We start from the raw sequence: 11,232 nt of genomic DNA, 5'->3' as shown, positions 1-11,232 counted from the left end.
CGCCGCTCTTCCGATCTGTCGGCCACCCGCCGGGCCAGCTCATGCACGCCATTGACGCGGCCGCAGGCGAACACGCCCTCGGGCAGCACGTCGGGGACAAACTGTTCGACCTTCTTGTCGTAGCGCATGCGGGTGCCGGCCTGGTACAGCAGGTTGGCGGCGGGCGCCCAGCCCACGCTCATGAGAATGCCGTCGCAGGCGATGTCGCGGGTCGGGACGCCGGGGGTGCCGTTGGCCTGCAGCGCGGCGACGCGGGCGCCGGCGCACAGACCCTTGCCGTCGGGCAGGGCCTCGACCACGGTGTGGCCGCTGAGGATCTCGACGCCGGACTGCTGCAGCAGGCGCGCCAGGGGGTCGGCACTGCCGGCGGTGGAACGCAGGTCCACCACGGCGGCCACACCGACGCCCTGGGCCAGCAGATCCAGGGCGGCCCGGTAGCCGTCGGCGTTGGCCACCAGCACCACGGCCTTGTTCACCGGCTTGACGCCGTAGCGGTACATCAGGCGCTGGGCAGCGCTGGCCAGCATCACGCCGGGCAGGTCGTTGTTGTGGAAGACGGCGGGCTGCTCGAAGGCGCCGCTGGCCACCACCACGCTGCCGGCGCGCATCTTGAGCATGCGATCAGAGCTGACCAGGGGAATCCAGTGGTCCTTGTAGTAACCGGCGGCGTAGGTGCCGGTGAGCACGCGGATACGCGGCTGGGCGGCCACCTGGACGAGCAGCTCGGCAAGCAGGCGCCGGCGGCTGGCTTCGTTGCCGAGCTGGTAGCTGGCGCTGCCGCCGGCCCGGGCGTTCTCGTCCACCACCACCACCTCGGCGCCCTGAGCGGCGGCGGAAAGGGCCGCCGACAGGCCGGAGGGGCCGGCGCCGATGACCAGCACGTCGCAGAAGTCGTAGGCCTTGGGGGTGCTGCGGTGGGGGGCCTGGAGGTCCACCCGGCCGAGACCGGTCATGTAGCGGAACATGCGCTCCCACATGGGGAAGAGCTTGCGGGTGTGGAAGGCCTTGTAATAGAAGCCCACCGGCAGGAAGCGCGCCATCTTGCCCAGAAAGCGGCCCTTGTCGCCCTCCAGGCTGCCGAAGGTGTTGACCGCGCGGAGGTCCATACCGGCAACCAGCGGGGTGACGTCGGCGCGCACATTGGGGGTGCCGCCCAGCTGGTGCAGGGCGTTGGTGTCATGGTTGGCCAGGGACAGCACGCCCCGCGGCCGGTGGTACTTGAAGCTGCGGCCGAGGACGCGCACATCGGCGCCCCACAGGGCCGAGCTGATGGTGTCGCCTTCGTAGCCCTTGTAACTGCGGCCTTCGAAGTGGAATTCGAGGGGGCGGGAGCGGTCGATCCACTCGCCGCTGGTGGCGGGCAATCGCATCATTCTTCTCCCTGATAAAAATAGGTCTTAAGCACGACGTCCTTCTCGGTGTCACGCTCGGCGATGAACCAGGTGTTGCTGGGGGTGTGGCACCACCACTCCTTCTTCACGCCGGGCGCGCCGTTGCGGTTGAAGACGTAGTCGGCCCATTCGTCGTCGCTGGCCAGACTCGGGTTGGGCATGGGGCGCACTTCGCCCCAGTAGAAGAACTCGGAGACGGGGCGGGGGCCGTTGAGGGGGCAGGTCAGGATCTTCATGGTGGGTTTCCTCTCTGTGGCCGACTCAGTGACCGACGCTCGCTGCGCCTTTTTCGCCGGTGAGGGCGTAGTTGCGGAAGCGGTCCATGGAGAAGCCGGTGATCAGCGGATGGGGGGTGTCATTGACCAGGGTGTGGGCCATGGTCTTGCCGCACACCGGCGTGGCCTTGAAGCCCCAGGTGCCCCAGCCGGAATCCAGGTAGAAGCCTTCCACCGGGGTCTTGCCCATGATCGGGGCGAAGTCGGGGGTCATGTCGGCCATGCCGGCCCACTGGCGCATCACCTTGACGCCGGAGAGGAAGGGGAACATCTCCAGCATGTGGGTGCTGAGACCTTCGACGAAATCCAGGGTGGAGCGGGTGCCGTGCAGCTCGTAGGGGTCCAGGGAGGCGCCCATCACCAGCTCGCCGCGGGCCGACTGGCTGATGTAGACGTGCAGGCTGCCGGACACCAGGATGGGGTCGAGCCAGGGCTTGATGGGCTCGCTGACCATGGCCTGCAGGGGGTGGATGTAGAGCGGCGTCTTGACGTCCACCATCTTGAGGATACGCGGGGTGGAGCCCGCCACCGCGCACAGCACCTTGCCGGTGGAGATGTAGCCGCGGGAGGTCTTCACGCCCTTGACCTTGCCGGCCTGCACGTCGATGCCGAGCACTTCGGTCTGCTGGTGGATCTCCACACCGCGCTGGTCGGCGCCGCGGCCGTAGCCCCAGGCCACCGCGTCGTGGCGGGCCACCGAACCGGGGGCGTGGTACAGGGCGCCGAGGATGGGGGCGTGGCCGGCACAGGACAGGTCGATCATCGGCGCGGCTTCCTTCACCACTTCCGGCCCCACCACTTCCGAGTTCACCCCGTAGTGCTTGTTCACCTCGGCACGCCAGCGCATGGTGCGCAGGGCGGAGTCGGTGTGGGCCAGGGTGAAGTGGCCGCGGTTGGCGTAGAACAGGTTCAGGTCGAAGTCGGTGGACAGGTCCTGCCACAGCTTCACCGACTCGTCGTAGAACTTGACGCCTTCGGGCGTGAGGTAGTTGGAGCGGATGATGGTGGTGTTGCGACCGGTGTTGCCGCCGCCGATGTAGCCCTTTTCGAGCACGCACACATTGGTGATGCCGTGCTCCTTGGCCAGGTAGTAGGCGGCGGCCAGGCCGTGGCCACCGGCCCCGATGATGACCACGTCGTAGCTCGACTTGAGCTTCTCGTGGAAGGTGAACATCCGGGGCTCCGGATGCTTCTTGTTCAGCGCAAAGCGCAGGAGTCGCCAGGGCATTTTCGAGTCCTCAGATAGCCATGCGGGAAACGGCCAGAGCCGCCCGCAGCACGGGGATGAAGGGCAAACCGGTGATCAGCGTCCGCGGGCGACTGAAGTCGCCCCTACGGGGGAAGGCTGCAGGCAGCGTGGAGGGATCTGACGCTTCTGCGGAGGCGACCTGTAGGGGCGACTTCAGTCGCCCATCCACACGTAATTCCAGGCGCCGTTCGCTGACCGGCGTCCGCGGGCGACTGAAGTCGCCCCTACGGGGGAAGGCTGCAGGCGGCGTGGCGGGATCTGACGCTTCCATGGGGGCGCCCTGTAGGGGCGACTTCAGTCGCCCATCCGCACGTAATTCCAGGCACCGTTCGCCGACCGACGTCCGCGGGCGACTGAAGTCGCCCCTACGGAGGGTGGCCGGGCTCATCGGAACACCACGGTCTTGTTGCCATGCACCAGCACCCGGTCTTCCAGGTGGTAGCGCAGGCCGCGGGCCAGCACAGCCTTTTCGATGTCCTTGCCGTAGCGCACCAGGTCGTCGGGGGCGTCCGAGTGATCCACCCGGATCACGTCCTGTTCGATGATCGGGCCCTGGTCCAGCTCGCTGGTCACGTAGTGGCAGGTGGCACCGATCAGCTTCACGCCCCGGGTGTAGGCCTGGTGGTAGGGCTTGGCACCGACGAAGCTGGGCAGGAAGCTGTGGTGGATGTTGATGATCTGCCCCGGGTAGTTCTCGCACAGCTCGGGCGACAGGATCTGCATGTAGCGGGCCAGCACCATCACGTCGCCTTCGGCTTCGCGGAACAGGTCGGCCACCTTGGCGTAGGCGGCGGGCTTGTTGTCGGGGGTGACCGGCACATGGTGGAAGGGGATGCCGTGCCACTCCACGAAGCCACGGAAGGTTTCGTGGTTGGAGATGACGCAGGGGATCTCGATGTTCAGCTCGTCGGCCTGCCAGCGGGCCAGCAGGTCGTACAGGCAGTGCTCCTGCTTGGACACCAGGATCACCACGCGCTTCTTGCGCGCGCTGTCGCTGATGCGCCAGTCCATCTGGAACTCGGCGGCGATGGGAGCGAACTTGTCGCGCAGGGTCTCGATGCCGAAGGGCAGCGAGTCGGCCAGGATCTCCTGGCGCATGAAGAAGCGGCCGGCCTCGGCGTCGGCGTGGTGATTGGCCTCGGTGATCCAGCCCTTGTGGTGGGCCAGGAAGGCACTGACTGCAGCCACGATGCCGACGCGATCGGGGCAGGACAGGGACAGGGTGTAACGTCGGGTGGGGGTGCTCATGCTGTTTTCCTTTTGCTCGGCCTCTGCTGGGCCATTCGTTCGGCGACTCTGTAGGGGCGACTTCAGTCGCCCGCGGACTTCGATCAAGGGCGTGCCTGTGGATGGCGGGCGGTGGGCGACTGAAGTCGCCCCTACCAGTCGCCCCTGCAAGCCGCCCCTGCGGGGAACACAGGGCTCAGCCCTTGGCCGTGCGCTTGAGTTTCTGCGGGTCGTCGAAGGGCAGGGTGTGGGTAGTGGCACCGCAGGTGAGGCTGGCGCCACGCAGCTCCAGCTTGCGGCCGGCCACCGCGTAGGCCGGGTCGAGGCGGGCGATGGCCATGGAGCGCTCGGTGAGGCGCGAGACCATGCCGCAGGTAACGAAGCCCACCTTGGTGTCGCCGTCGTAGAGGGCGTCGCCCCCCAGGGCTGCTTCCTTGCTGGCCAGCTCCACGCCGTAGATCTTGAAGCGCTCCTTGCCCTGCAGCCGGTAGTGTTCGGCGGCGCCGCGGAACTCCTTCTTGCCCGGCGACACTGTGAAGTCCAGGCCCAGCTCCCACAGGCTGTCGCCGATGGGCTCGCCGTCCATGGGGTACATGTCGGAGTTGTCGTAGGGGTAGAACAGCAGATAGCTCTCCACCCGCAGCCAGTCCAGGGCGGTGAAGGAGCAGGGCATGATCCCCATCTCCTTGCCCTCGGCCACGATGGTGTCCCAGATCAGGGGCGCATCGGCCGCCTTGCAGAAGATCTCGTAGCCCCGCTCGCCGGTGTAGCCGGTGCGGGACAGCATCACCGGACGCCCGAACAGGGTCGTCTGCAGGTGGTGGAAATACGGCAGATCGCGAATGCCCGGCACATGTTTGGCCAGATAATCCACCGCCACCGGCCCCTGCAGGGACAGATCGTGCAGGTCGTCGTCGAACAGCACCACCACGTTGCGACCCACCGCGCCGCGGGTCAGGATCTCGTGCCCGGCGCCGGAGCCATGCACCACCATGAAACTGTTGGGGCCGTTGCGGTAGATCACACAGTCGTCGATGAACTTGCCGGCCTCGTTGAGCATGCAGGCGTACACCGACTTGCCCGGGTAGAGCTTGCTGACGTTGCGGGTGGTGGCAAAGTTGATCAGCGCCTCGGCGTGGGGGCCGATGATGTGCATCTTCTTCAGGCCGGACACATCCATCAGCCCCGCCGTAGTGCGGATGGCCGCGTGCTCGTCGGCCAGGCTGGTGGAATAGGTCCAGGCGGTACCCATGCCGTTCCAGTCTTCGAGGCCGGAACCCAGGGCGCGATGGCGGTCGGCGAGGACCGAAAGTCTCCATGAACTCATTTGAAACTCCTTGCTGAAAGGGTTTGGGAATTGAGTTCATTAGGCCAGCCGGGCCGGCAGCGGGAAATACTACTCTGGTACTACTTCAGGGAGAGGGCGACGCGAGCAGGCCTTTTGGGGCCGAGCGTGCAATAGTCAATACGCGGGGCGTGGCCGCCCTGCTGCGGAAACGCCAAATTCAGTAAAGTGGCGAAATCCGCAGACACAAAAAGTCACCTTGTCGCCCCTTTTCACCGACCCCCTCCGCGACACGCTCATCCGCGAGGCCTTCCGTCAGGCACGGGGCGGCATCCCCATGACCATCCTGGCCATCATCGGCATCGCCTGGATCCGCTGGCTCGATACGCACACCCTGATCGCCCCCCTGTGGACCTTCAGCGCCCTGGTCATCAGCATGGGCAGGGCCGTCATCCTCGGCTTCGTACTGCGACACCAGGAGCAGCTGAACATCGGTCTGCGGGAGTGGCTCTTCAACGGGCCGCTGATCCTCAGTTCGCTGGTCTGGGCCAGCCTGCCCGTGGTGGCCTTCCCGGCGGCATCCGACCACGAGAAGTTCGGCATCCTGTGCGTTCTTGCCGGCTTGGCAGGCGGAGCGGCCAGCGTGCTGGCCCCCGTGAAATGGCCCGCCCGGCTTTACCTGTTCTGCGTGCTGATCCCGGGCGCGGCGCTCATCCGTCTGGACACCATTGGGCCTGTCCTGAGCATGCTGGGGGTCTGCTTCTTCGTGGTCATGCTGCTCAGTCACGCCACCGCCCGCGAATTGCTCATTGAAGCCATTCGCAAGCGCACCGAGAACCAGGGCCTGCTCGCGGATCTGCAGCGGGAGCGTGGCGAGGTTGAAAAGCTCAACCTCGACCTGCGCACTGCCGAGACCGCCCTGCGGGCCCAGAACAGCCTGCTTGAACGGGAGGTCGCCGTCCGCAGCGAACGCAATCGGCTGGCCTTCGCGGTCATCCAGAACACCGCCGAAGGTGTGCTGGTCACCGACCCGGATGGCACGATGGTCGAGGTCAACCCGGCTTTCACGCGCATCACCGGCTACTCGGCCGAGGACGCCATCGGCGTATCAATGAGCCTGCTGACCCCCGAGGGGGCGACGGATCGTCAGCAGGCGCAGATGATGGAAGTGCTCGTGGAGACCGGTAAATGGGAAGGCGAGCTGTGGAGCCGGCGCAAGGACGGCAGCCTCTTTCTCGAGCGGCGCAGCATCGATGCGGTACGCGATGCCAGCGGCACAACCACCCACTACGTCTCGGTGTTCAACGACATCACCGAGGATCACCACAAGGACGAGCAACTCCGGCACATGGCCTGCCACGACCCCCTCACCGGTCTGGCCAACCGCAGCCTGCTCAACGAACACCTGCGCATGGCCATCGCCCAGGGCAAGCGCCAGCACGGCAGGGCGGGCATCCTCTTCCTCGACCTCGACCAGTTCAAGTCAATCAATGACACCCTTGGCCACGATGTCGGCGACCTTCTGCTCAAGGAAGTGGCCCGCCGGCTTCATTCCTGCCTACGCGCCACCGACACCCTGGCAAGGCTCGGTGGTGACGAATTCGTGGTGCTCCTCAACAGCATCCGCCACCCCGACGACTGCGGGCTGCTGGCCGGCAAGTTGATGGAAGCCCTGGGCAAACCCGTCGAGATCGCCGGGGTCAGCCTGCACGTCAACACCTCCATCGGCATCACGGTCTTTCCCGACGATGGCGATACGGTCGAAGTGCTGATGAAGAACGCCGACATGGCACTGTATGCCGCAAAGGGCGCAGGCAAGAACCGCTATGACTTTTTCCACGCCTCCATGTCCGAGAAGGCCTCGATCCGCCGCGAGCTGGAGAGCGCCCTGCGTGACGCCCTTGCCCAGGACCAGCTCGGCCTGCACTTCCAGCCGAAATTCGATGCCCGCCTGGGCCACGTCTGCGGGTTCGAAGCCCTGGTGCGCTGGGATCGGGCCTGCCACGGCTTCGTGCCGCCCGATCTGTTCATTCCCGTGGCAGAGGAATCCGGTCTCATCGACGAACTGGGGCGCACGGTGATTGATCAGGCCTGCGCCCAGATCGCCGCCTGGCACCAGGCCGGTTACGGCTGGCAGAAAGTCGCGGTGAACGTCTCGGCGCGTCAGTTGATCCACCAGAATCTGCCCCACCAGCTCCGCAACAGCATGACCCGTCACGGCATTCCGACCGGAAGCCTGGAGATCGAAGTCACCGAAAGCGTGGTCATGACCCAGCCGGAAACGACCATTCCGCTGCTGGCCGACCTCCGCCGCATGGGTATCCGCATCGCCATCGACGATTTCGGCACCGGCCACTCCAGCCTGGCCTATCTGCGCAAGCTGCCCATTGATGTAATGAAGATCGACCGCAGTTTTGTGCAGGAAGCGGAGCACAACCCCACCTCCCAGGCCATCATCCGCACCATTGTTTCCCTCAGTCAGGCCCTCCGGCTGAGCGTCGTCGCCGAAGGCATCGAATCCGCCGCCCAGGCCGCGATGCTGCGCGAAGCCGGCTTCGACCAGCTACAGGGCTTTCATCTGGCCCGCCCTATGCCCGCAGCCGAGATCGCCCGACGCTGGCTGGCGACGCTGCCGCCGCCCACCTCTTTCAGGCATTTCGCTCCCCCTCCCGCAGCTCCCGCAACCACACGGCCGCCTCAAAGCGATTACGCAGGTTGAGCTTCTGCAGCACGTGCTTCACGTGCACCTTCACCGTGCTTTCGGCGATGCCGAGGGAGCGGGCCACGATCTTGTTGGAAGCCCCCTTCGACACCAGCTCCAGGGTCTCCTGCTCCCGCACGGTGAGGGAGGCCCAGCCGGCGTCGATGCTCTCGCGGCTGGGGGGTTGGGGCTTGGCGAGAAGGCCACCCACCTCGGCCGACAGCACCGTACCCCCCGCCGCCACCTGGCGCAGCTTGAGGCAGAACTCGTCGGGCTCCATGTCCTTCAGCAGGTACCCGCTGGCCCCGGCCTTGAGGGCCTCCATCACGTCAAAGCTGGAGTCCGACACGGTCAGCATCACCAGCCGGGTCGCCGAGCCCGCCGTCTGCAGGGCACGCACCACCGAGATGCCGTCGAGGCCCTTCATGTGCAGGTCCACCAGGGCCACGTCCGGGCGGTGGGTGAGCACCGCCTCGATGCCCTCGGCACCCGACGCAGCCTCAGCCACCACCTGGATGTCACCGTACATGGAAAGAAGCTGGCCAATCCCTTTGCGAAAAAGGGCATGGTCGTCCACCACCACCAAGCGAATCGGCGGGCTGCCGGTCATAGCATGTTCCATCAAGCTCGTTTCCTTGTTTGAGTCATCGGGTTCAAGCCCCCGTGGCACGGGGGCGAAAGCGCATTTCGACGCAGGTGCCGAGGCCATCGACCCCGGCCTGCAGGCTCAGGCTGCCGCCTAACTGCCGAGCCCTTTCGCGCATGATGGAGACCCCGTGGTGCCCCTCACCTCCGCTGTCGGGCTGGATGCCGCGGCCGTCGTCCTCCACCCGCACCCGCACCTCGCCCCCTTCGGCGCAGTCGAGGCTGATCAGGGCATGGTCGGCGCGGGCGTGGCGGATCACGTTGGTCAGGGCTTCGCGGACGATCTGCAGCAGGTGAAATTCCTCATTCACCGACAGGGCCGCATCCCCCAGCCGGTAGTCCAGCCCGATCTCGGTGCCGGCCCGGGCCGACAGTTCCTCCACCACCTCCCGCAGCGCCTGCTGCAGCCCGCCCGGCGGCATGCTGGTGCGAAAGGCCGAGAGCAGCTCGCGCAGGTGGCGGTAGGCGCTGTCGAGCCCGGTCTTGATCTCGGCCGACACCTCCAGCACCCGCCCACCGGGGGCACAGGCGGCGCAGCTGCGGCCGATCTCCAGTTGCAGGCGGGCGATCTGCAGCTTCATGTAGGAAAGGGCCTGGGCCAGGGAATCATGGAGTTCGCCGGCAATGGCGTTGCGCTCGTCCATCAGGGCCAGGCGACGGCGGCGCTGATTGCGCTGCAGATTGCCCAGGGACAGGGCAAACAGCCCGGCAAGCGCATCCACCAGGCGGCTGTGGCGGCTCTCGAAGAGGAATTCACCCGGCGCCTCGACGATCAGCACCCCATAGATGTTGTCGGCATCACGCACCGGCACGGCCAGCTCGACCATCTCTCCCGCCGGGCCGGACACCGAGCGGCGCAGACCGCCGCCCCGGGCCAAGGCCTCTGCGTCGAATTCGTCAAGCAGGCGGGCCAGGCGCGGCGCCCCCAACTGCGCCGGCACGCCCAGCCCCTCGGCCACCGGATCGAGCAGGGCCAGCGAACAGCAACGCGCCTGCAGGCAACCGGCCATGTCTTCCAGCAGCGCCGTCAGCCAGGGCGTGCTGGCGCTGTTCTCGGCCAGACAGGCACAGGCCCGGTAGATGAACTCCAGGGAGCGGGCGGCAAAACGCTCATGCTCGCGGGCATGGCGCGACAGGCGCTCACCGTCGGCCAGGTGCCCGCCCAGTTGGTCCGCCACCGCGTCCAGGGCACGCACCAGGCGGTCGATCTCGTCGGCGCCCCCGGCCGGCGCCGTCACCGCACCAGCAGTGTGCGCCGCCACCCGAGCCAGGGCGAAATCGGTGCGCACCGCCAGCACCTTCCAGGCGCTGCGCAGGGTAAAGACGCAACCCGCCAGGAACAGCAGGGCCAGCACGGCCTGCATCAGCTCCACCCCCGCCAGGCGCGACGCGGCCACCCCGCCCGGCGCCACCTGGGCCGCCAGTTCCAGGCGCACGGCCAGGCCGGCGCTGAAGAACAGGCCTGCTGCGATGCTCGCGAGGCAGGCCAGCATCAGGCTCAAGCGGGACAGGAGGGGGTAACGATGGAGCACGGTCAAGGGGCCTTTGAGGACGCGCCACCCTTCGGCGCATTCAACCAAAAAGCAACTTTCGCGCCCCACATGAAACTCATGCCAACGGCCTTGGCCCCGGTGGATGCCCCGGCGGTGGAGTGAATCATGCTTTGTGCACCCCATGCCTCGCCCCGCCGAACACCCCCGATGACCCTCTATCTCTTCGCCACCCTGCTGGCCTCCGCCCTGCTTGCCCTCGCCCTCGGCGACGCGGGCCAAGCCTCGCCCATGGTGTGGAGCCTGCCCTTGCTGCCCGCCCTGGCCTGGACCGCCCTGCGCTTCGGCAGCGGAGGACAGGTCGCCATCCAGGCCCTGGATCGCACCGATGCCGGCCAGCCGCTCGCCCACTTCGCCCTGCACAGCGGGCAGCCCGCCCTGCTCGCCGAAGGGGGGCGCATCGCCAATGCCAACCAGGCCCTGCTGCGCACCCTCGGGCTGGAGGGGCGCGGTGACGAACTGATCGGCATGCCCCTCGACAACATCGTGCATCCCAAGCACCACAGCCGCCTCACCGCCCTGCTGGCTGCCGAGACGGCCTCCGGCGACGCGGGCGTGATCACCCTGCTGCGGGCCGACGGGGTACCCTGGCTGGCCCGCCTGAGCCTGTTCCGCGGCGACCGCTCCCCCGTCGCCCTGCTCCAGTTCGGCGCCCCGGCCGACCTTCCCGACGCCGGACCCGACCGCCAGTGGGGCAACCGCCTGGCCCATTTCGCCGGCGAGATCCTCTTTGCCCTCGACAGCCAGTTGCTCGTTACCTGGCTCAACCCCCAGTGGGAGAAGGCCAGCGGCCGCCCGGTGGGCGACAGCCTGTTCCTGCCCTTCCTGCCCCTCTTCCACCTGGAAGACCGGGCAGCCCTGACCAAGGGCCTGCGCCAGCTGCAGGCCGGCGAGCGCGACGCCCTGACC

The 11,232-nt window shown here is 67.1% G+C and carries 9 protein-coding genes; 2 read left to right on the top strand and 7 right to left on the bottom strand.

What is annotated here, in order from left to right:
• From J0L98_RS19790 to J0L98_RS19770, 5 genes are all read right to left on the bottom strand, one after another.
• Positions 1-1,373 (bottom strand): 2Fe-2S iron-sulfur cluster-binding protein (locus J0L98_RS19790; protein ID WP_296413703.1); only part of this gene is annotated, 1,373 nt, incomplete at its 3' end.
• The gene (locus J0L98_RS19785; RefSeq protein WP_296413701.1) at positions 1,370-1,627 is read right to left on the bottom strand and encodes a sarcosine oxidase subunit delta; all 258 of its coding nucleotides are present in this window, start codon (positions 1,625-1,627) and stop codon (positions 1,370-1,372) included. The genes J0L98_RS19785 and J0L98_RS19790, both read right to left, overlap by 4 nt.
• Before the next feature lie 25 nt (positions 1,628-1,652).
• Entirely contained in the window at positions 1,653-2,894 is a 1,242-nt protein-coding gene (locus J0L98_RS19780; protein WP_296413700.1) for an FAD-dependent oxidoreductase, read from the bottom strand.
• Positions 2,895-3,299: 405 nt separating this feature from the next.
• Positions 3,300-4,163, bottom strand: a complete 864-nt coding sequence (purU, locus tag J0L98_RS19775) for a formyltetrahydrofolate deformylase (RefSeq protein ID WP_296413699.1) — start codon at positions 4,161-4,163, stop codon at positions 3,300-3,302.
• Positions 4,164-4,338: 175 nt separating this feature from the next.
• Entirely contained in the window at positions 4,339-5,469 is a 1,131-nt protein-coding gene (locus J0L98_RS19770) for an aminomethyltransferase family protein (RefSeq protein ID WP_296413698.1), read from the bottom strand.
• A 217-nt stretch (positions 5,470-5,686) separates the two neighbouring features.
• Here J0L98_RS19770 and J0L98_RS19765 point away from each other — a divergent pair, with 217 nt between their 5' ends.
• Positions 5,687-8,146: an EAL domain-containing protein gene (locus J0L98_RS19765; protein WP_296413697.1), complete on the top strand. Its 2,460-nt coding sequence runs from the start codon at positions 5,687-5,689 to the stop codon at positions 8,144-8,146.
• Here the strand turns inward: J0L98_RS19765 and J0L98_RS19760 are convergent.
• Both J0L98_RS19760 and J0L98_RS19755 read right to left on the bottom strand, forming a co-directional pair.
• The gene (locus J0L98_RS19760) at positions 8,076-8,750 is read right to left on the bottom strand and encodes a response regulator (RefSeq protein WP_296413695.1); all 675 of its coding nucleotides are present in this window, start codon (positions 8,748-8,750) and stop codon (positions 8,076-8,078) included. The two genes, J0L98_RS19765 and J0L98_RS19760, sit on opposite strands and share 71 nt — an antisense overlap.
• Before the next feature lie 31 nt (positions 8,751-8,781).
• Entirely contained in the window at positions 8,782-10,305 is a 1,524-nt protein-coding gene (locus J0L98_RS19755) for an ATP-binding protein (protein WP_296413704.1), read from the bottom strand.
• Between the two features lie 126 nt (positions 10,306-10,431).
• Between J0L98_RS19755 and J0L98_RS19750 the strand changes: the two genes are divergently transcribed.
• Positions 10,432-11,232: PAS domain-containing protein (locus tag J0L98_RS19750; RefSeq protein ID WP_296413691.1), on the top strand; the 801-nt coding region annotated here is incomplete at its 3' end.

The organism is Zoogloea sp. (assembly GCF_017302315.1).
GTDB lineage: Bacteria > Pseudomonadota > Gammaproteobacteria > Burkholderiales > Rhodocyclaceae > Zoogloea.
This window is presented reverse-complemented; position numbering and strand designations above follow the sequence as displayed.

What these genes read in the sequence shown, in the direction of transcription:
- purU (WP_296413699.1), bottom strand. Translation starts at nt 4,163, where the DNA reads ATGAGCACCCCCACCCGACGTTACACCCTGTCCCTGTCCTGCCCCGAT.
- J0L98_RS19760 (WP_296413695.1), bottom strand. Translation starts at nt 8,750, where the DNA reads ATGGAACATGCTATGACCGGCAGCCCGCCGATTCGCTTGGTGGTGGTG.
- J0L98_RS19780 (WP_296413700.1), bottom strand. Translation starts at nt 2,894, where the DNA reads ATGCCCTGGCGACTCCTGCGCTTTGCGCTGAACAAGAAGCATCCGGAG.
- J0L98_RS19770 (WP_296413698.1), bottom strand. Translation starts at nt 5,469, where the DNA reads ATGAGTTCATGGAGACTTTCGGTCCTCGCCGACCGCCATCGCGCCCTG.
- J0L98_RS19785 (WP_296413701.1), bottom strand. Translation starts at nt 1,627, where the DNA reads ATGAAGATCCTGACCTGCCCCCTCAACGGCCCCCGCCCCGTCTCCGAG.